Genomic DNA, 20,928 nt, shown 5'->3' on the forward strand with positions numbered 1-20,928 from the left:
TGACTTAGGCCGAAGCCGGATTGATCGCAAGCGGAAGATTGTGGGAGGTGCCAGAGGTCCGTTGAACTTAACGGATTTGCGGTGCTCAAACGCCGATAGCTTGACGGTAGCGACGCACCGTATCCCGCAGACGATCGTTCACCGGTTGCCGATTGATCAGGGCTTCAACGAAGACCCTGCGGTCCTTGGTCGACAGATTGAGCTGCTGATGCTCCTCGTTGTTCGCATCGGTCTGTGCTTCACGCTTCGGCTTTTTTCCTCGCGTGGAACTTATTTTGTCCTTAGCCATCAAAGCCCCTCTTTCGCCGCCTCGGCAAGCCGCGCGGCGTAGCGGGCCATGGTGTCGATCTCGAGATTGACGCGGTCGCCGGCCTTGCGCTCGCCCCAGGTGGTGACGGTCAGCGAATGGTGGATCAACAGCACGTCGAAGCGGGTGCCTTCGACCTTGTTGACCGTGAGCGAGGTGCCGTCGAGCGCGACAGAACCCTTTGGCGCGATGAATTTCGCCAGATGGCGCGGCGCCTCCAGCGTGAAACGCACCGCATCGCCCTCATCCTTGCGCTCGACGATCTCGGCGGTTCCATCGACGTGTCCTGAAACGATGTGGCCGCCGAGCTCATCGCCGATCTTCAGCGCCCGTTCGAGATTGACCTTGCTGCCGGATTTCCACATCGAGGCCGTGGTCAACCGCAAGGCCTCTTCCCAGGCCTCGACCTCGAACCAGCGCGCGTTCGAGCCATGGTCGGGCAAAGCCGTGACCGTCAGGCAGACACCGCCGCACGAAATCGAGGCGCCGATAGCGATGCTCTCGGGATCATAGGCGGTGTCGATGCGCAGGCCGACGCCTTCGCTCAACGGCTTGACGGCCGCCACGGTGCCGATATCGGTGACAATTCCGGTAAACATCGATGCTGATCCCTAGAGGTCTCTTACCCACTCGGCGTAGCCGTCTTCGCCGAACCGCATCTCGCGCAGCTTGCGAAATCCAGCCGGGATATGGTCAGCGTCGATCGGCGATGCAATGCCGTCCTCGCCGATCGCTTCCGGCCCCTGGAACAGCACGATACGATCGACCAGCCCATCGGCCAGGAAAGCGCTGGCCACCCTGGCGCCGCCCTCGACCAGCACGCTTGCCATGCCGAGTGCCGCCAGATCCTCGAGCAGTTCCGGCAATGCCACCCCGCCTTCATGCGTTTCGGTGCCGATGAAGCGCACGCCGGCGCGTTCGAGCGCCGCCCGCCGCTGCGGATCGGCCTCCAGGCAAGCGGCGACGTAGAGCGGCACGCGATCCACGCCCGAAGCCAGTTTCGAAGTCTCCGGCAGCCTGATCTGCCGGTCGAGCACGATGCGGGCAGGCGAGCGGTTCTCCAGCCCCGGCAGGCGGACCGTGAGCGCCGGATCATCCTCCAGCGCCGTGCCGATACCGATCAGAATGGCGTCGGCCTCGGCCCGCATCAGGTAGACTTCGCGGCGGGCGATATCGCCTGTAATCGCAACCTGGCCGGCGCCTTCCCTGCCGATCTTGCCGTCGCTGGAAAGCGCAAGCTTCAGAATCACTTCCGGGCGCTTTCTGAGCGACCGAATGAGATAACCGGCCATCTGCTCGGCGGCTTCGCCCGCCAACACCTTCTCCACCACCTCGATACCGGCGGCGCGCAGGATGGCATAGCCCTTGCCGGAGACGCGCGGATCGGGATCGCTGGCAGCCCCCACGACGCGTGCAACGCCGGCATTGACCAGCGCATTGGCGCAAGGCGGGGTGCGGCCGTGATGAGCGCAGGGCTCCAAAGTGACGTAAGCCGTAGCGCCACGCGCCAGCTCGCCGGCCTCGGCCAACGCCTCGGTCTCGGCATGCGGCCGGCCGCCGACGGCGGTGACACCGGTGCCGACGATCATCGGCCCCGCGCCATCATCGCGCACGATGATCGTTCCCACGGATGGGTTGGTCGAGGTCCGGCCCGCATTCCTGCGCGACAGCCGCAGGGCCGCGGCCATGAAACGGCGGTCAAGGGCCGCTTGCTCGGCCCCGCTCAGTTGCGATGCTGCCATGCTCAGCCGGCTTCCTCTTCACTACTCTTGTCTTCGTCGCCCTTCAGCTCGCCCAGCAGCTCGTGGAAATCCTTGGCCTCGCGGAAATTGCGGTAGACCGAGGCAAAACGCACATAGGCGACGTCATCGAGCGATTTCAGCGCTTCCATGACCAGCTTGCCGACCTCACCGGAAGCCACTTCCGTCTCGCCGGAGCTTTCGAGCTGGCGCACGATGCCGGTCACGGCGCGATCGATGCGCTCGGGATCGACATTGCGCTTGCGCACCGCGATCTCGACCGAGCGCAGCAGCTTGTCGCGGTCGAACGGCACTTTCCGGCCCGACTTCTTGACCACGACCAGATCGCGCAACTGGACGCGTTCAAAGGTGGTGAAACGGCCGCCGCAATCGGGGCAGACACGCCGCCTGCGGATCGCCGCGCCGTCCTCGGCGGGGCGCGAATCCTTCACCTGCGTATCTTCGGACTGGCAATAGGGACAGCGCATGAAAAGCCTTGGGTTCGCGAATCTGGTGAGGCGAAAGGCTTAGAGCCTTTCCGGTTCGGGTTGAAGCAGTTCCGTTTCTTCAGAGATAGCGAGGCGCGAGGAAGATTGCCAGCGCGGCAACCAGCCAGACGGCGATGCCGCCGACAACAGCCAGGCGATAGTCGACCTTGTCAATGAACAGCCAGCAGGCGCCGAGGAAAGCAAGATAGGCGGGAATTGTCTTCATACCGGCAAGGCAGGCATCGCGGAAACCGCCCGGATCACCCTTGGCACCCACGGCGAGCAAGGCAATGACGGCAAAGGTCGGCGCCAAAGGCAGTATCCCGGGCAGGACATTGCCCCGTCTGGACGCCCAGACGATCAGCGTCGTCACCAGTCCGCCGACCACACCCTTCCAGACAATGTCCATCCGCGCCCCCTATTCCGACCCGGCGATCTGCGTCACGGCGCGACGTCCTTGGTCGGGAAGCCGCAGGATGTTCCGAGGTTGCGGTAGGCCTTGGTGAAGCCATCCATCGGGATGCTGGCGACAACGTTCTTGCCGAAAGTCACATCGAGCGAGATGACCTGGCGCATGGCTCGCAGCAGCGCGAGACTGGTCTTGGCCTGATTGTCGACCGTCCAGCTCGGACGGCCGATGACGGCATCGTTGGAATAGACCGTTGCCGAAACCTTGACGCCGGGATCGCCGAACGTCGCCGCGATCTTCTTGCCGGTCGGCAGCTCCTTGTTGTCAACGGTGAGCATGATAGCCGGATAGGCATCGGGCGGCAGCGCATCGCCGGTTGAGATCGACAAGGTCAGCGTGCCCGAATTGCCATTTGCATCGAAGAACGCCGTCGAAGCCGCACACGTCTTGCTCGCATCCTGACCGGTGTCGAGCACATCGACGATGACTGTCCATTTGCCGAAGGTGCTGGTGGCAGGCATCTCCGGGGCTGGCTGCGTCTGCGCCGACGCGGACCCGCAAACGGCCAGCCAACCGACAGTGACGAGTGAGGCGAGACGAAAATTGCGCATCATCAATTCTCCAGTTCCATGCGTCACCCGATCAGGGGTGACGCACCGCCGGCGAATAAGAGATGACGCTTCGCGCCCGGTCAATCGAGATAAGGATGGTCAACCGAGATAAGGATAGAGCGGAAAACGATCGGTCAGCGCCACGACCTTGGCCTTGACCGCCGCTTCGACCGCGGCATTGCCCTCGTCGGAATTGGCGACCTTCAGGCCGTCCAGAACTTCGGCGATCAGCTTGCCGATCTCGCGGAACTCGGCCTGGCCGAAGCCGCGCGTGGTGCCGGCCGGCGTGCCGAGGCGCACGCCCGAGGTGACGAAAGGCTTTTCCGGGTCGAAGGGGATGCCGTTCTTGTTGCAGGTGATGTTGGCGCGGCCAAGGGCTGCCTCGGCGCGCTTGCCGGTGGCGTTCTTGGGGCGCAAATCGACCAGCATCAGATGGTTGTCGGTGCCACCGGAGACGATGTCGAGACCCGTCTCCTTGAGGCTCGAAGCCAGCGCCTTGGCGTTGGCGGCCACACTCTCGGCATAGACCTTGAAGCTCGGCTTCAGCGCCTCGCCAAAGGCCACCGCCTTGGCGGCGATGACATGCATCAGCGGGCCGCCTTGCAGGCCGGGGAACACCGCCGAGTTCATCTTCTTGGCAATGTCCTCGTCATTGCACAGGATCATGCCGCCACGCGGACCGCGCAGCGACTTGTGCGTGGTCGTCGTCACCACATGCGCGTGCGGCAGCGGCGACGGGTGCACGCCGCCGGCGACGAGGCCGGCAATGTGCGCCATGTCGACCATCAGATAGGCGCCGACCGCATCGGCGATCTCGCGAAAGCGCTTCCAGTCCCAGATGCGCGAATAGGCGGTGCCGCCGGCCAGGATCAGCTTCGGCTTGGTCTCATGCGCGGTCTTCTCGATCGCGTCCATGTCGAGCAGATGGTCGTCCTTGCGCACGCCATAGGAAACGACCTTGAACCACTTGCCGCTCATATTGACTGGCGAGCCATGGGTGAGATGGCCACCGGAATTGAGGTCGAGGCCCATGAAGGTGTCGCCGGGCTGTAGCAGCGCCAGGAACACCGCCTGGTTCATCTGACTGCCGGAGTTCGGCTGGACGTTGGCGAAATTGCAGCCAAACAGCTTCTTCGCCCGCTCGATGGCCAATTCCTCGGCCACGTCGACGAACTGGCAGCCGCCATAGTAGCGCTTGCCCGGATAGCCCTCGGCGTATTTGTTGGTCATGATCGACCCCTGCGCCTCGAGCACCGCGCGGGAAACGATGTTCTCCGAGGCGATCAGCTCGATCTCGTGGCGCTGGCGACCGAGTTCGTTGCGGATGGCGCCGAAAATCTCCGGATCGGCGTCTTCCAGCGTGGTTTCGAAGAAGGATTCGAATTTGTTCGACGCTGCCGCTGCTGTTGCCATGGCCTGAAATCCTCCGGTTCGGGGGCAATGTGTTTATGCATATCGTTGCCCCAAAACCGCTGCACAGCTTTGGGCGACATGCATTGCCGCGCCATTAACACAGTTGTTTTCGACCCGCCACGTTTGCAGCGCGAAATTTGCTGGCCGGTTTGCGGCAGAGACTGCAAATCCACAGCCCCTGGGCATCGCAAGTCCTATTTCTGCGTCTGCCTGCCGTTCAAAAGGGCTTCCGTCAGGGTAATCTCGGTGAACAGCGCCCGCGCTGTGTGATCATTGATCTCGCCGCGCTGAAGCATGGCGCGCAAGGCGTCACGCTCGGCGGCGATGCCGGCGAGCGTGAGATCGATCTCAAGCCTTCCCGCCTCGCGCACCTCGGCGCGTGCTTCATTCGCCTCGTCGGACGCCGCGATGCGCCGCTGGTAGGCAGCGACAATGCCGTTGGCTGCGGCGAGCCTGACGCCTGGCACATCGCCCTCCTCTTCATCCGTCTGCGCGATGCTCTCAAGGCGGGCGATTGCCGCCTTCGCCGCGCCGACACGCGCCATGCGTTCCTCGGCATCGCCGGCATCTTCGCCGGGCTCGACCAGGCCGCGCGCAATCACCGGCAAGGCAAGGCTGGCGATCACCAGGGAGCAGATGATGACGCCGGCGGCAAGGAAGATGACCAGGTCGCGCGCAGGGAATGGTGACCCGTCCTGCAGGGCCAGTGGCAGCGACAATATGCCAGCCAGCGTGATGGCACCACGCACGCCGGCCACCGATCCGGCGAGCCGCACGCGCAGGCCGAACGGTTCGGCTTCGCGCTTGCCGAGCCGCGCCGCAAGCGTCGCCGCGATGTCGCCAATCCAGATCCAGACGAAGCGCAGGCCTATCAGGCAAAGGGTCAGCAGCAGAACCGTCAGGACCGGCTCCAAGAGCCAATGGCGGCTGGACAGTTCCGGCGGCACCTTGCGGATGATTTCGGGCAGCTGCAGGCCGAGCACGATAAACAGCGCGCCGTTGAAGACGAAGGAAAACGTCGTCCACAAGGAAATCGTCTGCATGCGCGCCGAGACGCCGAGAAAGCGGAATATGCCGGTGCTTCCTGTCAGCAGGCCGGCGGTCACCGCCGCCAGGATGCCCGAGGCCCCGAAATGCTCGGCGCCGAGATAGGCAACGAAGGGCAGCAGGATGGTGATCAGCACCTGCGCCTCGGCCGGCACGCCGCCGATGCGGTTCAAGAGTTGCAGCGCCTTGGCGGCGACGAACAGCGCCGCAACGCCGGCCAGGATGCCGACCGCGACGGCATAGAGGAAGCTCAGCGAGGCGGCGGCAAAGGAAAAGCTGCCGGTCAATGCTGGCGCCACGGCAAAGCGGAACATGACCAGGCCCGACGCATCATTGAGTAGCGACTCGCCTTCCAGAATGTGCATCAGGCGCGCCGGGACGACGTTCCTGTCAACGATCGAGGAGACGGCCACCGCATCGGTCGGCGACAGCACTGCCGCGAGCGCGAAGGCAACCACCAGCGGAATGCTCGGCACCAGCCAGTGCAAGGCATAGCCAAAGCCGACGATGGTGAAGAAGACAAGGCCGATGGCAAGGTCGAGGATCGGCCCGCGCAATGCCATCAGCTCACGCTTGGGTGCACCAAAAGCATCGCTGAACAGCAGCGGCGGAATGAACACCAGCAGGAACAGTTCCGGATCGATCTCGACATGGATGCCACGCACCGGCCAGGCAAGGGCGGCGCCTATGGCGATCTGCAGGACCGGCAGCGGCACCCGCACCAGCCACACCAGCGCGCCGGAAACGGCGACGAAGACGAGCACGACGAGAATGAAGATGGCGGTTTGCATGGCTCGATTCCGGCTGTTTGCGGGACCATGCGCAATCATCGGCGTCGCGTCCAGACAGCGCTGGCGGAGCGATGGCCGAGAGGACAGCAGAACGAGTGGCCAGCAAGAAGCCGATGCCAGAAAAAGGCCGGCACCTGGCGTCAGCGCAAGGCTGCCTAGGGGCACCAGGTGGCCGGCCGCACGCCGACCCCCCAACGGTCGGCGTGCCTATGCTGCGCGCCGGTGTCCAAACATTCGGGCATGAATGCCGGAAGCCAGCGCCGCTCCTTTTCTGGATAATCGAGCATAGTCCAGCATCAACCTCCCGATAGCGCGGGGTTGACAGGTGGCTTTCGCCGGGCGGCAGCCTTGCAGCTTATATAAGGCTGTGTCACGCTGCGTTACGGCTGGCGAGCGGGGGTTCGATCGATGCTGTCGCGGATCATGGCACATGCCGAACCGGCCCTGGCGTCGGCAACGGCCGAGGGCGCAAGCACCGCTTATTTCGCGGCGATGGAAAGTTTTGGCGCTTCCTATCTGCAGACCCGTCTCTACCGGAGGCCGTCAGCGACGCTGACTTCGGCCAGCCATTGGGCGGCCGGCGGCTTCATCACGCGGCTGGCGCCGGCGAACTGGCCGGGCAGCCCTGCCTTCGACTATGTCTGTTTCGAGTGCAACCCGTTGCTCGGCGCGATCCGCGAAAGCCGCACGCGCTACCGCTTCTCCGACTTTGCCCCGCGCGACCGCGCTGAGTTCGGCGTCTATTGGGAGGCGCTCAGCGAGGCCGGGATCAATGATGCGCTGTGTTCCACCTCCTACGGAGCGGATGGCGCCATAGCCTCGCTGCACCTCGGCTTCCACGAGCGCGACTTCACGGCAGACGAGAGCTTTGCCATCCAGATGGCCGGTCTCATGCTGACGGAACGGCTGATGAGCCTGACAACGCCACCACCCGCCGCCGCCGTCCGGCTGACGGTGCGCGAGCGCGACAGCCTGGCGCTTGTCGCCGAAGGCAAGACGGATTGGGAAATCTCGGTCATCCTCGGCATTGCCGAAGCGACGGTGCGCTTCCATGTCGACAATGCCAGGCGCAAGCTCGGCGCCGTCAATCGCGCGCAAGCGGTGGCGCGGCTGGTCAATCAGCGGCTGATTTAAAGCAATTCCAGGAAAAGTGTGAAGCGGTTTTCCCGGGAAAAGCGCGTGGCGCTTTCCCTTGGGAATTGCGTCGAAACAACCAACGTTCCCGCAAATAAAAAGGCCGCCCTTTGAGCGGCCTTTCGCTATAATTATCAGACGCTTAGAGCGAAGATGTAATCTGCAGCTCGCTGGCGCCGTCAAGCGCGTAGACATCGTCGCGGAACTGGACGACGCCGGGTCCGGTCGACCAGGCCGAGAGATAGAGGAAGTGCACCGGCACCGGGTTGGTGACCTGGATCGGCGTGTTCTGGCCGGTCTTGATCGCTGCCTCGAAATGCTGGCGGTCCCAGCCGGGCGTGTCGCGCAGGACCCAGGTGACGAGATCGCGCACGTTCTGGACGCGCACGCAGCCGGAGGAATCGAAGCGCATCATCTTGCCGAACAGACTCTGCTGCGGCGTGTCGTGCATGTAGACACCGTCCGGGCTCGGAAAGTTGATCTTGACCGAGGCCATGGCGTTTTCCGAACCGGGATCCTGGCGGAACCGGTACTTGGCGGCATCGTCGGTCGACCAGTCCACGTTCATCGGATCGACTTCGCTGCCATCCGGCGCGAACAGGCGGATATGGCTGTTCTTCAAATAGTTGGGATCTTTCCGCATCAGCGGAATGATGTCCTTGCGCACGATCGACACCGGCGCATTCCAGTACGGATTGACGATGATCTCGTTGATCTTGGAATTGACGATCGGGGTCTGGCGATCGATCTTGCCGACGATTGCGGTGTGGCGAAGCACGACGCGGTCGTTCTCCACCGCCTCGACCTGCGCCGCCGGAATGTCGACCAGCACATAACGGCTGCCCAGCGTACCGGCCTTCTCCTTCAGCCGCTGCAGATTGGTCTGCAGCTGGCCAAGCCGAATCTGCGCCGAAACGTTCATCGCCGCATAAGTGTATTTGCCCATCGCGCCGTCGGCGGGTAGGCCGTGGCGCAGTTGGAAGCGCTTGACCGCCGAGTCGACATAGGAATCGAAGGCCGTCGAAATGCCGGCGCTCTGCGACAGGTCGCCCGAAACCATCAGGCGCTTGCGCAACGGCACCACATCGGGATCGTCAACGCCGAGCTGCAGTTTCTTGGTGTCGGGAACCGGCTGCCAGCCGCCCTGCCCGGCGATGTTCTGATATTGCGCAACCGCCTGTTCGGTGAAAGCGACAGTCTGCGGGCTGAAGATCGGCAGCGTCGAGGCCACCTTGCCGCCTTCGCTGGCGCGGGCGTCGAACTGGTCGTCCCAATTGCCGCGGGCCGAGGATTTCAGGATATCCCCGATCACATCCTGCGCGTTCGCACGGCCGGCCACCATGGCGGCGGCGAGCAACGAAGCTCCGGAAAGGAAAAAACGGCGACTGGTTCTCATGGACGTTCCAGACATAGGTAGCGGTTCGATCATTTGCTGCGTCGATCATCGGGCGATCTCGCCCGCACTCTAAAATTGGCAATCTTAACAATTAGCCAACCATGGCCCGTATCACGTTGGCGAGAAACGCACGAGGCGCGATACGGTTGCGGGTGGACGCATGGTCTTCACGACAGCATCACTGCCACCCTCGGTTCCATTGGAATATGGCGGCAACGTGGCCTTGCGCCCAATTTGGGCCGCCCGGCAAGGCGAAATGAAAGGGGCGTGGTTTTTCGGCACCGAACCGTTGTTGTCTGCCACGACATCGATTGCTTAGATAGGGTCGATGTCTGCCGCTACACAACACGTATATTCCTAAGCGCGGATCAACTGCGCCAGAGCGGGAAGAGTTCTGCTGGAGCCGCGCGGTCGCCCTGCTGTTCCAGAACTCCGCGAGGTAATTCAGACTGCAATCGGCGCTGCCAGTGCCCCTCAAAGTTCTGTCGACCAATGCCGTAGCCCGACACATGTCTGCAGCCAAATCCGAAAAGAAAAGGCCGGTGCTTTTCGGCACCGGCCCTGACTGAAGGTCGCTATTTCGGCCGCGCTTCTATGGCGCGGGCCAGATCTGATGCGGTGTCTTACATCCGGTATGCAATCGTATCGTTCCAGAAGCGGTCGAGCCGCTGCAGGGCGCGGTTCATCTGCTTGAACTCGTCGGTGTTGATGCCGCCGACCTGTTCGATCGAGCCGACATGGCGCTCATAGAGACCGGCGACGACGTCCGCGACTTCGTTGCCCTTCGGGGTCAGCGAGACGCGGACCGAACGGCGGTCGATGCGCGAGCGCTGGTGGTTGATGAAGCCGAGATCGACCAGCTTCTTCAGATTGTAGGACACGTTCGAGCCGAGATAGTAGCCACGCGAGCGCAGCTCGCCGGCGGTCAGCTCGGAATTGCCGATGTTGAAGAGCAGCAGCGCCTGGATGGCATTGATGTCGGAACGGCCGTTGCGGTCGAATTCGTCCTTGATCACATCAAGCAGGCGGCGGTGCAGCCGCTCGACGAGCTGCAGCGATTCCATGTACAGGGAACGGATAGCCTCGCGGCGATCGTCAGATACGTTGGCGGTCTTCGCCGCCGGACGCGAATTGATCATTGTCTTTGCCTCTCGTTTGTCGCCCTGGTGATTTTTTGTTTTTCACCTTGATCGCGACACTATCGAATACTCATAAAATTCGACTTAAACGCTAGGGCTAACAAGAGCTTACCGGTAAGAGGTTTCGAAAGAGGCTTAACGAACGGTCACCCGAGCAAGGATAATTAACCTAAAGGCTTAGGCAGATATCGCGGGGCTCAAAGCCGGCGTTTGCCAAGTCGCCAATGCCCTCAACGGCTTAGTGCCGTACAGGGCGTTTCTGCAGCCAGATGACGACGCGAAAGACGACGTAGAGCAGCGCCACCGCCGCATGCGAGACGACGATCAGCAGCCGATGGCCGAAAAGCTCGGGAAAACCGGCATACATCACGGTCTCGGTGACCGCGCAGATAAACCAGATCACTGGGCCCCAGGAGGCCAGCATCCACAAGCCCGCCGCGGCAAAGGGGAAAAACACGGCGAGCATCACCGCCGCCACCTGCCAGTGTACGGGCATCAGGTCGAAGCGCCAGAGCGGGCCCGGGTAGAAGCCGATCAGCTTGATCCAGTACAGGATGCCGAACAGCAGGCAGTAGCCGGCGATGACGCGCTGGAACCAGGCGAAGATCACCTCGACCGTCGATGGCTGAAGCACGACCCGTCTCGAAGTGACCTCGCTCATGCCAGGAGTTCCCGTTCACCGAGCGGGGCGAAATAGGCGTCGACATCCGCCTCGCCGACCGCATCGAGACTTGCCGGCCGCCATTGCGGCTTCGATCCCTTGTCGATGATGGCGGCGCGGATGCCTTCGTAGAAATCGTGGCCGGCAAGCATGCGGTCGAGGATGCGGAACTCCATCTTCATGCATTCGTCCATCGACAAGGTCTGCCCGGCGCTGATCTGCCGCCAGGCGACGCGAAGGCTGGTCGGAGAGCGCATGCGGATCGTCGCCAGCGTCTTTGCCGCGAACTCGTCGGTGCCTGCCGCGTGGTCCAGGCTATCGACGACATCCTGCAGCGACGGCTGGTTAAAATGGCGCGAGATCGCCTCCAGCGTCGGCCTGTCGGTCTCCCGCTTCGCCTGGACGAAGAAACCGCGCAACACCGATTCCGGATCGCCAGTCAGCGCCAGCCGATCAAGAAAGCTCGCCTGGTCTTCGGCCTTGATGGTGTGGGTGGCGAGCCCCGACCACAGCGCGTCGCCATAGCGGATGCGGTTGCCGGTCAGGGCCAGATACATGCCGAAAGAGCCGCCAAGGTCGGGCAGCAAATGGCTGGCGCCGACATCCGGGAAAAAGCCGATGCCGACCTCCGGCATGGCGAACTGGGCATTTTCGGTCATCACCCGATGCGAGCCGTGAAAGGAAATGCCGACGCCGCCGCCCATGACGATGCCGTCGATGAGGGCCACATAGGGTTTCTTGAAGCTGTTGATGCGGGCGTTCAGCCGGTACTCGTCGGCAAAGAACTCGACCGGCGGCTTTCCAGCCCGGCCGGCTTCATAGATGTGCAGGATGTCACCGCCTGCCGAAAACGCCCTGCCCTCGGCCTTGACGACGACGACGTCCACGCCGTCGTCGCGCTCCCAGGCACGCAGGGCCTTGCTCAGCGCCTTGACCATGCCATGGGTGACGGCATTGAGCGCCTGCGGCCGCGTCAGCGTGACGACGCCGGCCCGGCCCAGATGTTCGAAGCGGATCTCGTCGCCGCCGCCAAAATCCATCGTGAAAGAATCCCTCCCCCGCGCCGGCGGGACTGAAGTGCTAAAGGCGGCGCATGGGTGCGTCAATGGCAGCAGCCTTTCCGCCGCGGTCTTTGCGACCGGCGGCGGCCGGTGCTACGAAGATCGCCGCCGTCGCAAACGACGCGCCGATATTGCGCGCGGACGGCTTCGGGGGGACAGTTGGCCATGTCCGGATTTCTTCGTCGCGCGCTTTTGACGGTCGGGCTGGTGATCGCCGGCCTTGCGCCGCGCGCTGCATTCGCCATCACGACCAACGATCTCTACCAGTCGCAGACCATCGTCACCGGCCAGGGCGAGGTGAACCGCCAGATAGGCTTCAGGGACTGCCTGGACCGGGTCCTGGTCAGGGTCTCAGGCGATCAGCGGCTGCCGAAAAAGCCGGAAATGCTGGCACTACGAGACAGGGCTGGCGACTTCGTCGACACTTTCCGCTACCACGACCGGCTGGAAGGCATTCCGATCCATGACGAACAGGGCACGCACGACCGACCGCACGATCTGACCTGTCTCTACAAGCCCGCCACGGTCGACAAGCTGCTGGCTTCGCTCGGCAGCAGGCCCTGGCTTGGCGAGCGACCAACGCTCGCCGTCTTTCTCACCACCGAACAGGGCGCTCGGCATTTCGTGCTCAGCGCCGAGGAGGAGCGTGGCGAGACGATGCGCGAGTCTTTCGCCAATGCCACCGGTCCGCTGTTGATGCATGTCGCATTTCCGAAGGCTGCGCAGATAGCCGACCTGGGCGAAAAAGCGCTGCGCACCGACGACATGGCAAGGCTGGACCTGCTGGCCAAACAGGTTGGTGGCGCGCAGGCGCTCGTCGGCAGCATCGTGTGGAGCGACAAAGAGCTCGGCTGGATCGCCGATTGGCGGCTGGCCAACAACGGCAAGACCTATCGCTGGCAGGTGCGTGGCGTCAGCTTCGACGTGGCGTTCCGCGTGGCAATCGGAGGCGCTGCACAGATTCTTTCGGGCAATGGCCAGCCTTGAGAGATCCACGCTGCCTCTCGGTAAACGGGGCGAAGGAAAGCTGGCACAATCGTGTCGCATTGGTCAGCACCAAGGGCTCGTGGTAAAAGCCGCCGAACGAGAGTTTTGGCCATGAACAAATTCACCCCGACCAAGCCAGCCGGCGCGCGCAGCGTCGACGACATCACCGGCAGCCGCCGCCTGCGCCGCATGCGCAAGGCCGATTGGTCACGTCGCCTGGTGCAGGAGAACCGGCTTTCGGTCGACGACCTGATCTGGCCGATCTTCGTCGTCGAGGGCAGGAATGTACGCGAGCCGATCGCCGCCATGCCGGGCGTCTTCCGCCTGTCGGTCGACCTTGCCGTCAAGGAGGCCGAACGCGCGGCAAAGCTCGGCATTCCGGCGCTGGCCACCTTCCCCAATGTCGAACTCGGCTTGCGCGACCAGACCGGCTCGCACATCCTCGACCCGGAGAACATCATCAACCGCGCCACCCGCGCCATCAAGGACGCGGTGCCCGGGATCGGCATCATCACCGACGCGGCGCTCGATCCGTTCACCAGCCACGGCCATGACGGCATCCTGCGCGACGGCATCATCGTCAACGACGAAACGGTCGAACAGGTCGCGGCGGCGGCCGTCATCCAGGCGGCGGCCGGCGCCGACATCATCGCGCCATCCGACATGATGGACGGCCGCATCGGCGCCATCCGCGACGCGCTCGACGCCAACGGTTTTCAGGACGTGGCGATCATGTCCTACGCAACCAAGTTCGCCTCGGCCTTCTACGGCCCCTACCGCGAGGCGGTCGGCACCGCCGGCCTGCTCAAGGGCGACAAGAAGACCTACTACATCGACCACGCCAATTCGGACGAGGCGGTGCGCGAGGCCGAGCAGGACATCGCCGAGGGCGCCGACATGCTGATGGTCAAGCCCGGCCTGCCCTATCTCGACATCATCCGCCGGCTGAAGGACGAATTCCAGATGCCGACCTTCGCCTACCAGGTGTCGGGCGAATATTCGATGATCAAGGCGGCGGGCGCCAATGGCTGGATCGATGGCGAGAAGGCGATGCTGGAATCGCTGCTCGCCTTCAAGCGCGCCGGCTGCGACGGCATCTTGACCTATTTCGCGCCGGAAGTGGCGCAGATGCTGAAGGGGTAACCCCGACTTCCCGGGCAAGGCCTTTCAGTAGCTGTCACCACTCTTTCGACCGGCCGGTGGTTCTTTCGAATTCCCGCTGACAAGATCGGCGTGACCCGGCTACGATGGCGGCACGGCCGGAGGCGGCCGGCAGCCCGCACCTCGCCGAGAGGTATGGCGAACGCCTCCAGAGGATGCTTCCTGACCCGTTTCACCGTCGGGCGAAGGCGTCGGCAATGCGGGCACTGACGAAGACTTCGCCGTGACCCGAGGAAACGGACATGCTTGCCTATCGTGATGCCAAGACCATGGCGAAAGCCATGCGGGAGGCGCTTGCCGCCCGCGACCTGACGATCAGCCACAGCGAGGCCCTGGAGATCGTCGCGCGCCAGTTCGGACTGGCGACCTGGAACATCCTGTCGGCGAAAATCGATGCGCCGGCGGCCCGGCAGGAAACGATCATTTTCGAAAGGACGGCGCCGATCGTGCGCATCTTCGACGTCGCCAAGGCGCACGAATTCTATCTCGGCTACCTCGGCTTCGCAGTGGACTGGGAGCACCGTTACGGCGACAACTTCCCGCTTTATACGCAGGTCTCGCGCGGCAACCTGGTCCTGCATTTGTCTGAACATGCCGGCGACGCGACGCCGGGCGGCAACATGGTGGTGTACATGAAAGCCATCCGCGACTTTCACAAAGAGCTTGCGGCCAAGGACTACCGTTATATGAAGCCCGGTCTCGAGCACGAAGACGGGCGGCTGACGGTCGAGGTCATCGACCCGTTCAGCAACCACATCCGCTTCATGGAACTCACCGGCGAATAGCCTGATATTGCGTCTGCTTCGGCGACCACCAGTGGCCACCGCAGCGTATCGCTACGCAAAATTCCGGACGTCACTTGGCGACGATGTCAGGACGTGTCTCCATCGTAGGGAACACCGCTTGTGACCTGCAATCGGTTTGCTACAAGAAAACCGATTGCAAAACATAATTGGTTATCGAGGAGGATCTCCATGCCCAAACTTCGCGTCAACGCATTCACCCTATCGCTCGACGGCTATGGCGCCGGTCCCGATCAGAATCTGCAAAATCCGCTCGGCGTCGGAGGGGAATCCTTGCACAAGTGGTTTGTCGACACCCGCACCTTCCGTGAGATGGTGCTCGGACAAGATGGCGGCACCACCGATATCAACGAGGCGTTCGCGGCTCGCAGTTTCGAAAATGTCGGCGCCTGGATCCTCGGCCGCAACATGTTCGGGCCGATCCGCGGCGAATGGCCTGACGACAGCTGGAAAGGCTGGTGGGGTGACAACCCGCCCTACCATGTGCCGGTTTTCGTGCTGACGCGCCACGAGCGGGCACCCATCACCATGGAAGGCGGCACCACCTTCCACTTCGTCACCGACGGCATCCATTCGGCGCTCGAGCAGGCAAAGGCGGCGGCTGATGGCAAGGATGTGCGGGTTGGCGGCGGCGTCGCCACCATCCGCCAGTATTTGCAGGAAAAGCTCATCGACGAGATGCATCTGGCAATCTCGCCGGTGCTGCTTGGCAGAGGCGAGAACCTTTTTGCCGGCCTGGATATGTTGAAGCTAGGCTACCAGTGCAGCGAGCAGGTGGCGACGCCGCTTGCCACGCATGTGGTGATCAAGCGGACGTAGCTACAGCTCTTTCTCCCCGTCACTATACGGGGAGAAATGCCCGGCAGGGCAATGAGGGGCGGCGCGACCGGTTGAAGATTGCGTTTCCGACGGCACCGCCAATAGCAAATGGCAACACCCGCGCATCGCTTCCGCCCGCGTTCAATTGTCAAGATCGGCGCCGCCCCTCATCCGCCCTTCGGGCACCTTCTCCCCGTATAGTGACGGGGAGAAGGAAGAAATCACTCAATACTTCTCCGGCACGTAAAGCTCGCGCGGCAGCGTCTGGCGCTCGTATTCGGGGTTGAAGACGCGCTCCGGCAGCGTAATGTCCTCGTGCGGCACCTCTTCATACGGCATCTGCTTGAGCAGATGATCGATGCAGTTCAGCCGCGCCCGCTTCTTGTCGTTGCCCTCGACGATGAACCAGGGCGCCTCGGGAATGTTGGTGCGGGCGAAGGTCTCTTCCTTGGCCTTGGTGTACTGCTCCCAGCGCACGCGCGATTGCAAATCCATGGGCGACAGCTTCCACTGCTTCATCGGGTCATGGATGCGCATCAGGAAGCGCATCTGCTGTTCCTCGTCGGTGATCGAGAACCAGTATTTCACGACAGTGATGCCCGAGCGCACCAACATGCGCTCGAACTCCGGCACGTCGCGGAAAAATTCCTCGACCTGACCTCCATCGGCAAATCCCATCACTCGTTCGACGCCGGAGCGGTTGTACCAGGAGCGGTCAAACAACACGATCTCGCCGCCGGCCGGCAGATGCGGCACATAGCGCTGGAAATACCATTGCGACTTCTCGCGCTCGGTCGGCGCCGGCAGCGCCACGACGCGGCAGATGCGCGGATTGAGCCGCTGGGTGATGCGCTTGATGACGCCGCCCTTGCCGGCGGAATCGCGACCCTCGAAGATCACCACCAGCTTCTTCTTGTGATAGGCGACCCAGGACTGCAGCTTGATCAATTCGGACTGCAAGCTGATCAGGTCGCGAAAATATTGCATGCGGTCGATCGAAGGCGGATGCGCGTTCTTGTAGATCTTGGCGATCTCCATCGACAGCGCCGGCTCCGACATTTCGAGCTCATAATCTTCGTCGAGCGTGTCGGCGAGCTCGGCTTCGAGCCAGTCCTTGGCGGGAGAATTCTGTCTTAGCTCGGTCATATCGGTTGCTCCGCTTGCAAGCCTGTCGGTTCATGTCCGGCACCCCAAACTGCTGGCCTGCGGCCTGGAATGGAAACACCTTAGCCGATTCAATATAGGCCGGCAGTGACGGTTTTATTGCAGCCCAAGCGCGATTGGCGCGCTGTGGAGTCGGCGATGTCTAGTCGATCCATCATCATTGCATGGCGACAAGCTGGCCGAATTGTCCTACAAATCCCCGGTCGCATTTCGGGCTGCCCTTCGCGGCGCCCCAATTCAACACAATCGCGAGGACCGACATGGAATACCGCACCCTTGGCCGTTCCGGCCTGAAGGTTTCGACACTGACTTTGGGCACCATGACCTTCGGCGGCGCAGGCCCGTTCGCCGCGGTCGGCAACAGCGATCTTACCGAAGCCAAGCGGATGATCGACATGTGCATCGACGCCGGCATCAACCTCATCGACACCGCCAATGTCTATTCGAACGGCCTGTCGGAGGAGATCATCGGCGAGGCGCTCGGCGGCAAACGCAAGAACGATGTGCTGATCGCCTCCAAGGCGCGCATGCGGATCGGCAGCGGACCCAACGACGAAGGCCTGTCGCGCCACCATCTGATCCGTGAATGCGAAAAGAGCCTGAAGCGGCTGAAGACCGACGTCATCGATATCTATTTCGTCCACCAGTGGGATGGCCTTACCCCGGTCGAGGAAACGATCGCCGCGCTCGACACTTTGGCCAGCCAGGGCAAGGTGCGCTATATCGGTTGCTCCAACTGGTCCGGCTGGCAGGTGATGAAGGCGATCGGGATCAGCGACAGCCATCACCAGCAGCGTTTCGTCACCCAGCAGATCCACTACACGCTGGAGGCCCGCGAGGCCGAGTATGAACTGCTGCCGATCTCGGTCGACCAGGGCCTGGGCGTGCTGGTCTGGAGCCCGCTCGCCGGCGGCTTGCTGTCCGGCAAATACCGCCGCGACAGCCCGACCGCACGGCAGCTGGCCGGCTGGTCCGAGCCGCCCATCCGCGACGAGGACCGGCTGTGGCGGATCGTCGATGAGTTGGTCGAGATCGGCAAGGCCCGCGGCGTATCGGCGGCGCAAGTGGCGCTTGCCTGGCTGCTCGGCCGCCCCACCGTCTCCTCGCTGGTGATCGGCGCCCGTAACGATGTCCAGCTCAAGGATAATCTCGCGGCGGCAAGCCTGGGGCTCAGCCCTGACGAACGCCAGCGCCTCGACACGGTCAGCCGGCCGCCCCTGCTCTACCCCTATTGGCACCAGCAATTGACGGCGAAGGCTCGTTTTGGTGCTGCCGACCTCGTGATTGACCGAAGCGGCGTCTGACAGCAGAGGCGAGCAGCGCCCAAGCGCGTCACGTCGAAGCGAATTCAGGTGACGCGCTTCAGGTCTTCGTGTTGATGCATGTCGTTCTTTTGAGCGACATGCACTAGCCCTCGATGAAACGCCAGACCTCGGCATCCGGTTTGATCTGACCGCTCAGCACGAAATATTTGTAGAGCACCAGAAGCGAGATCGCCTGTTCGGTCTGTTCGTCGTTGAATATCCGGCAATAGGCGTTCGCGGTTGCGATGATGCGCTCTGCTTTCGCCGGGTTCCGTTCGAAATAGGCCACATGTTCGGCAAGGTCGGAGAAATCGGCTTGGAGCGGCACATAGTGCACATTGGCTTCGAGTTGCCGCTCCGCGAACCATGTTTCGTATGTCGGCGGCGGCATCAGGCAGAGCGACTTCGAGTTCAAGATCCATTTGAGGTTGGTCGCCACGTCATTGCCTTCGAGCGAGACGATGTAGCGATAGCGCTGGTGCTGGCTGATGCTGAGAAAGGGCTTGGCGTATTCGGCCGGCGCGTTGGGCTTGTGCGAGCCGGCATCGCAGAACGGCAGGTCGCGCACCGCTTGCAGGAACCGTGTCCTGATCGGATTGTTGAGATCGCCGCGCCAGACCACGGCCGGCAGCTTGTCGGCGAACGAGATGGCGTCAGCCGGCATCTGGAAGTGACGGAACTTGTCGAGCTTCATGATGACCGCGTTCTCGTCGTCATCACGGATCGGCCGGTCCTTCACGATCGTCGGCACCTTCGGCACATTCCTGACATCGCCGAATTCGATGTCGATGAGCAATCCAGGATCGAAGTAGCGGGCGAATTCCTTCAGGTCGTAATAGTACATGGTCGGCGTGAAGGGCAGCTTGCTGATGCGCATGGCATTGGCGCTTGGCGCGAAACCATCCTGCAGCTTGTTGTAGTAATTCAACCGTCGGCGCGCCGCCTCATCGCAAAGCCTGGCCTTTTCGAGGCGAATGGCCAGCCTGCGGCGGAACAGGGTTTGTGGAACGATATCGCGCGCCGCGTTTCGCGCATAGTAGAAAACCTTTGCCGACGTCCGCGCGATTGTGGCCATGGTTCACTTGATCAAAAACAAACGAGCAGCTCCCAACACGCTGGCGCCCCGCGTTTCCTACATCATTGTGGCGCCGATCTGGCAAGCCCCCTCGGATCTCTGAGGCTGCGCCCGCACTGTCGCTTCAGCTGTTGTATTTGACGGCTAATGCTCCTAGGCAGGGTCAGAGCCGCAAGGCGATGAAAAGGAGCCGATATGGCGCGAGCACCAAACTACGATCAGGAACGCAAGGAACGCGACCGGCAGAAGGCGGCGAAGAAGGCCGAAAAGCTGGCGGCCAAGGTTGCAGCGCGCGAACGTTCAAAGCCTGAGGGCGAGATCGAAAACGAAACAGCGGAATGACGGCAAAAGGCCCGCACATGCGGGCCTTGCCTCAATCCAGATTGTCGCCCTGCGTCAGGCGGGCGCCTTGTCGCTGACAAAAACGTCCACTTCACGCGCCGCGGCGATAAAGGCGCGCCGGGCGTTCATGGCCGGCTTGTCGCCGGCCAGCGCGTCGTGGCAGGCCTGCAGCGCTGCGCGATGCTTGGGACTGCGCTTGCCGGGCCAGCTGTTGAGCAGGTAATCGGAAGCCTCGCGGGCCGTGCGCAGGAGCTGGGTGCTTCCCGCCGTGACGGACTTGACGGTCACGGGTGTTTCAAATCGGTTGTTTTCCATCGCCGCTCTTACGCCATCGGCGTCCGTGAAGCGAGGCCGAAAGTGCGCCTAGTGTCCGGCCGCTGCCCTTTTGCCCTGCCCTTACAGCGCTAAGCGGCGACGACGGCAAATCCCCTGGCGCGAAGACCGCGTCGGTCGTTGGCGAGCGACGTCACCAGCCGGTCGCGGCTGCCGACGATGTGGGCTGAAAGCCGGCGCGCCGCTTCATCGGCCTCGCCAAGGCGCGTTGCCGCCAGAATGGCGCGATGTTCGGCCCAGGCGCGACCAAGGGCAGCCTCATCACGCACCTCCAGCCAGCGGGCGCGCGACAGCCGCGTCATAGCATCGCGCACCGCCCGGAACAGGAATTCATTGCCCGACAGGCGCGCCAGTTCGATGTGAAAATCCATGCCGACACGATGCCATTCCTCGCGCGGCGTGTTTTCGTCGCAGGAATCGAGCATCGCCTCGATGACGTCGATGGCGTTGCCGTCAGCGCGCGCGCATGTCAGCCGCAAAGCCGCGACCTCGACCGCTTCACGATAGACCGCAATCTGCTCGAGCTCGGCCAGGTTGATGGGCGACACCGTCCAGCCACGGCCATCCCTGCTGACCAGCCCCTCGGTCTCCAGCCGCAGCAGTGCCGCCCTGACCGGTGTGCGCGAGGCGCCGAAGCGGGCTTCGATCCAGCGCTCGGTCAGTTTCTCACCCGGACCGATCTCGAGGCCGAGGATCATCTCGCGCAACTGCCGTTCGACATTCTGCATCTGCGACATCGCGCTG

The 20,928-nt window shown here is 62.8% G+C and carries 23 protein-coding genes; 7 read left to right on the forward strand and 16 right to left on the reverse strand.

Annotation, left to right across the window (positions count from 1 at the left end):
• Positions 1-85: 85 nt before the first annotated feature.
• From DBIPINDM_RS39075 to DBIPINDM_RS39110, 8 genes are all read right to left on the reverse strand, one after another.
• Positions 86-289, reverse strand: coding sequence for a DUF1778 domain-containing protein (locus DBIPINDM_RS39075; protein WP_258584360.1), 204 nt, complete (start codon positions 287-289; stop codon positions 86-88).
• Positions 289-906: a riboflavin synthase gene (locus DBIPINDM_RS39080; protein ID WP_258584361.1), complete on the reverse strand. Its 618-nt coding sequence runs from the start codon at positions 904-906 to the stop codon at positions 289-291. The genes DBIPINDM_RS39075 and DBIPINDM_RS39080 overlap by 1 nt, the downstream gene beginning before the upstream one ends.
• Before the next feature lie 12 nt (positions 907-918).
• A complete protein-coding gene (ribD, locus tag DBIPINDM_RS39085) occupies positions 919-2,049 on the reverse strand; it encodes a bifunctional diaminohydroxyphosphoribosylaminopyrimidine deaminase/5-amino-6-(5-phosphoribosylamino)uracil reductase RibD (protein WP_258584362.1) in 1,131 nt (376 codons plus the stop codon).
• Between the two features lie 2 nt (positions 2,050-2,051).
• Positions 2,052-2,534, reverse strand: a complete 483-nt coding sequence (gene nrdR, locus DBIPINDM_RS39090; protein ID WP_027028512.1) for a transcriptional regulator NrdR — start codon at positions 2,532-2,534, stop codon at positions 2,052-2,054.
• Between the two features lie 79 nt (positions 2,535-2,613).
• Positions 2,614-2,943: a GlpM family protein gene (locus DBIPINDM_RS39095; protein ID WP_258584363.1), complete on the reverse strand. Its 330-nt coding sequence runs from the start codon at positions 2,941-2,943 to the stop codon at positions 2,614-2,616.
• A 32-nt stretch (positions 2,944-2,975) separates the two neighbouring features.
• The gene (locus DBIPINDM_RS39100) at positions 2,976-3,554 is read right to left on the reverse strand and encodes a hypothetical protein (protein WP_318036959.1); all 579 of its coding nucleotides are present in this window, start codon (positions 3,552-3,554) and stop codon (positions 2,976-2,978) included.
• A 99-nt stretch (positions 3,555-3,653) separates the two neighbouring features.
• Positions 3,654-4,967, reverse strand: coding sequence for a serine hydroxymethyltransferase (glyA, locus tag DBIPINDM_RS39105; RefSeq protein ID WP_015318249.1), 1,314 nt, complete (start codon positions 4,965-4,967; stop codon positions 3,654-3,656).
• Between the two features lie 194 nt (positions 4,968-5,161).
• A complete protein-coding gene (locus DBIPINDM_RS39110; protein WP_258584365.1) occupies positions 5,162-6,805 on the reverse strand; it encodes a Na+/H+ antiporter in 1,644 nt (547 codons plus the stop codon).
• Between the two features lie 408 nt (positions 6,806-7,213).
• Here DBIPINDM_RS39110 and DBIPINDM_RS43385 point away from each other — a divergent pair, with 408 nt between their 5' ends.
• Complete coding sequence (locus DBIPINDM_RS43385; protein ID WP_318036922.1) at positions 7,214-7,939, forward strand: helix-turn-helix transcriptional regulator; 726 nt, start codon at positions 7,214-7,216, stop codon at positions 7,937-7,939.
• 142 nt (positions 7,940-8,081) lie between these two features.
• On the opposite strand, the gene DBIPINDM_RS39120 is transcribed toward DBIPINDM_RS43385, so the two are convergent.
• From DBIPINDM_RS39120 to DBIPINDM_RS39135, 4 genes are all read right to left on the reverse strand, one after another.
• Entirely contained in the window at positions 8,082-9,335 is a 1,254-nt protein-coding gene (locus DBIPINDM_RS39120) for a L,D-transpeptidase family protein (protein ID WP_258584366.1), read from the reverse strand.
• 623 nt (positions 9,336-9,958) lie between these two features.
• On the reverse strand, positions 9,959-10,474 hold the full coding sequence (gene ldtR / locus DBIPINDM_RS39125; protein ID WP_013896002.1) for a transcriptional regulator LdtR: 516 nt from the start codon (positions 10,472-10,474) through the stop codon (positions 9,959-9,961).
• Between the two features lie 238 nt (positions 10,475-10,712).
• The gene (locus tag DBIPINDM_RS39130) at positions 10,713-11,135 is read right to left on the reverse strand and encodes a DUF6163 family protein (RefSeq protein WP_258584367.1); all 423 of its coding nucleotides are present in this window, start codon (positions 11,133-11,135) and stop codon (positions 10,713-10,715) included.
• Complete coding sequence (locus DBIPINDM_RS39135; RefSeq protein WP_258584368.1) at positions 11,132-12,175, reverse strand: enoyl-CoA hydratase/isomerase family protein; 1,044 nt, start codon at positions 12,173-12,175, stop codon at positions 11,132-11,134. The genes DBIPINDM_RS39130 and DBIPINDM_RS39135 overlap by 4 nt, the downstream gene beginning before the upstream one ends.
• Positions 12,176-12,361: 186 nt before the next feature.
• Between DBIPINDM_RS39135 and DBIPINDM_RS39140 the strand changes: the two genes are divergently transcribed.
• The 4 genes from DBIPINDM_RS39140 to DBIPINDM_RS39155 all read left to right on the forward strand — a co-directional run bounded on the left by DBIPINDM_RS39140 (position 12,362) and on the right by DBIPINDM_RS39155 (position 15,966).
• Positions 12,362-13,183 carry a DUF2066 domain-containing protein gene (locus tag DBIPINDM_RS39140; RefSeq protein WP_258584369.1) on the forward strand — a complete coding sequence of 274 codons (822 nt, stop codon included), beginning with the start codon at positions 12,362-12,364 and terminating at the stop codon, positions 13,181-13,183.
• A 111-nt stretch (positions 13,184-13,294) separates the two neighbouring features.
• Positions 13,295-14,326 (forward strand): porphobilinogen synthase, encoded by a 1,032-nt coding sequence (gene hemB, locus DBIPINDM_RS39145; protein WP_258584370.1) that lies wholly within the window; start codon positions 13,295-13,297, stop codon positions 14,324-14,326.
• Positions 14,327-14,586: 260 nt separating this feature from the next.
• Positions 14,587-15,129, forward strand: a complete 543-nt coding sequence (locus tag DBIPINDM_RS39150) for a glyoxalase superfamily protein (protein ID WP_258584371.1) — start codon at positions 14,587-14,589, stop codon at positions 15,127-15,129.
• 189 nt (positions 15,130-15,318) lie between these two features.
• Positions 15,319-15,966: a dihydrofolate reductase family protein gene (locus DBIPINDM_RS39155; RefSeq protein ID WP_258584372.1), complete on the forward strand. Its 648-nt coding sequence runs from the start codon at positions 15,319-15,321 to the stop codon at positions 15,964-15,966.
• 225 nt (positions 15,967-16,191) lie between these two features.
• On the opposite strand, the gene ppk2 is transcribed toward DBIPINDM_RS39155, so the two are convergent.
• Positions 16,192-17,112, reverse strand: a complete 921-nt coding sequence (gene ppk2 / locus DBIPINDM_RS39160; RefSeq protein ID WP_258584373.1) for a polyphosphate kinase 2 — start codon at positions 17,110-17,112, stop codon at positions 16,192-16,194.
• Positions 17,113-17,390: 278 nt separating this feature from the next.
• Here ppk2 and DBIPINDM_RS39165 point away from each other — a divergent pair, with 278 nt between their 5' ends.
• Positions 17,391-18,434, forward strand: coding sequence for an aldo/keto reductase (locus DBIPINDM_RS39165; RefSeq protein ID WP_258584374.1), 1,044 nt, complete (start codon positions 17,391-17,393; stop codon positions 18,432-18,434).
• A gap of 103 nt (positions 18,435-18,537) precedes the next feature.
• On the opposite strand, the gene DBIPINDM_RS39170 is transcribed toward DBIPINDM_RS39165, so the two are convergent.
• The gene (locus DBIPINDM_RS39170) at positions 18,538-19,509 is read right to left on the reverse strand and encodes a glycosyl transferase family 90 (protein WP_258584375.1); all 972 of its coding nucleotides are present in this window, start codon (positions 19,507-19,509) and stop codon (positions 18,538-18,540) included.
• Positions 19,510-19,704: 195 nt separating this feature from the next.
• Here DBIPINDM_RS39170 and DBIPINDM_RS39175 point away from each other — a divergent pair, with 195 nt between their 5' ends.
• Positions 19,705-19,851: a hypothetical protein gene (locus tag DBIPINDM_RS39175; RefSeq protein ID WP_258584376.1), complete on the forward strand. Its 147-nt coding sequence runs from the start codon at positions 19,705-19,707 to the stop codon at positions 19,849-19,851.
• A 54-nt stretch (positions 19,852-19,905) separates the two neighbouring features.
• Here the strand turns inward: DBIPINDM_RS39175 and DBIPINDM_RS39180 are convergent, their stop codons facing one another.
• Together DBIPINDM_RS39180 and DBIPINDM_RS39185 are read right to left on the reverse strand one after the other, a co-directional pair.
• Complete coding sequence (locus tag DBIPINDM_RS39180; RefSeq protein ID WP_027028494.1) at positions 19,906-20,166, reverse strand: DUF982 domain-containing protein; 261 nt, start codon at positions 20,164-20,166, stop codon at positions 19,906-19,908.
• Positions 20,167-20,255: 89 nt separating this feature from the next.
• Positions 20,256-20,921, reverse strand: coding sequence for a GntR family transcriptional regulator (locus DBIPINDM_RS39185; protein ID WP_258589449.1), 666 nt, complete (start codon positions 20,919-20,921; stop codon positions 20,256-20,258).
• Between the last annotated feature and the right edge of the window lie 7 nt (positions 20,922-20,928).

It is taken from the genome of Mesorhizobium sp. AR02, assembly GCF_024746835.1.
Lineage (GTDB): Bacteria > Pseudomonadota > Alphaproteobacteria > Rhizobiales > Rhizobiaceae > Mesorhizobium.

Excerpts from the sequence above, each read along its gene's own strand:
- DBIPINDM_RS39175 (WP_258584376.1), top strand. The coding sequence starts at position 19,705 with ATGGCGCGAGCACCAAACTACGATCAGGAACGCAAGGAACGCGACCGG.
- DBIPINDM_RS43385 (WP_318036922.1), top strand. The coding sequence starts at position 7,214 with ATGCTGTCGCGGATCATGGCACATGCCGAACCGGCCCTGGCGTCGGCA.
- DBIPINDM_RS39150 (WP_258584371.1), top strand. The coding sequence starts at position 14,587 with ATGCTTGCCTATCGTGATGCCAAGACCATGGCGAAAGCCATGCGGGAG.
- DBIPINDM_RS39140 (WP_258584369.1), top strand. The coding sequence starts at position 12,362 with ATGTCCGGATTTCTTCGTCGCGCGCTTTTGACGGTCGGGCTGGTGATC.
- DBIPINDM_RS39180 (WP_027028494.1), bottom strand. The coding sequence starts at position 20,166 with ATGGAAAACAACCGATTTGAAACACCCGTGACCGTCAAGTCCGTCACG.
- DBIPINDM_RS39120 (WP_258584366.1), bottom strand. The coding sequence starts at position 9,335 with ATGAGAACCAGTCGCCGTTTTTTCCTTTCCGGAGCTTCGTTGCTCGCC.
- hemB (WP_258584370.1), top strand. The coding sequence starts at position 13,295 with ATGAACAAATTCACCCCGACCAAGCCAGCCGGCGCGCGCAGCGTCGAC.
- ribD (WP_258584362.1), bottom strand. The coding sequence starts at position 2,049 with ATGGCAGCATCGCAACTGAGCGGGGCCGAGCAAGCGGCCCTTGACCGC.
- DBIPINDM_RS39135 (WP_258584368.1), bottom strand. The coding sequence starts at position 12,175 with ATGGATTTTGGCGGCGGCGACGAGATCCGCTTCGAACATCTGGGCCGG.
- DBIPINDM_RS39095 (WP_258584363.1), bottom strand. The coding sequence starts at position 2,943 with ATGGACATTGTCTGGAAGGGTGTGGTCGGCGGACTGGTGACGACGCTG.
- DBIPINDM_RS39075 (WP_258584360.1), bottom strand. The coding sequence starts at position 289 with ATGGCTAAGGACAAAATAAGTTCCACGCGAGGAAAAAAGCCGAAGCGT.
- DBIPINDM_RS39100 (WP_318036959.1), bottom strand. The coding sequence starts at position 3,554 with ATGCGCAATTTTCGTCTCGCCTCACTCGTCACTGTCGGTTGGCTGGCC.
- DBIPINDM_RS39155 (WP_258584372.1), top strand. The coding sequence starts at position 15,319 with ATGCCCAAACTTCGCGTCAACGCATTCACCCTATCGCTCGACGGCTAT.
- DBIPINDM_RS39110 (WP_258584365.1), bottom strand. The coding sequence starts at position 6,805 with ATGCAAACCGCCATCTTCATTCTCGTCGTGCTCGTCTTCGTCGCCGTT.
- DBIPINDM_RS39170 (WP_258584375.1), bottom strand. The coding sequence starts at position 19,509 with ATGGCCACAATCGCGCGGACGTCGGCAAAGGTTTTCTACTATGCGCGA.
- ppk2 (WP_258584373.1), bottom strand. The coding sequence starts at position 17,112 with ATGACCGAGCTAAGACAGAATTCTCCCGCCAAGGACTGGCTCGAAGCC.
- nrdR (WP_027028512.1), bottom strand. The coding sequence starts at position 2,534 with ATGCGCTGTCCCTATTGCCAGTCCGAAGATACGCAGGTGAAGGATTCG.
- DBIPINDM_RS39130 (WP_258584367.1), bottom strand. The coding sequence starts at position 11,135 with ATGAGCGAGGTCACTTCGAGACGGGTCGTGCTTCAGCCATCGACGGTC.
- ldtR (WP_013896002.1), bottom strand. The coding sequence starts at position 10,474 with ATGATCAATTCGCGTCCGGCGGCGAAGACCGCCAACGTATCTGACGAT.
- DBIPINDM_RS39165 (WP_258584374.1), top strand. The coding sequence starts at position 17,391 with ATGGAATACCGCACCCTTGGCCGTTCCGGCCTGAAGGTTTCGACACTG.
- DBIPINDM_RS39080 (WP_258584361.1), bottom strand. The coding sequence starts at position 906 with ATGTTTACCGGAATTGTCACCGATATCGGCACCGTGGCGGCCGTCAAG.
- DBIPINDM_RS39185 (WP_258589449.1), bottom strand. The coding sequence starts at position 20,921 with ATGTCGCAGATGCAGAATGTCGAACGGCAGTTGCGCGAGATGATCCTC.
- glyA (WP_015318249.1), bottom strand. The coding sequence starts at position 4,967 with ATGGCAACAGCAGCGGCAGCGTCGAACAAATTCGAATCCTTCTTCGAA.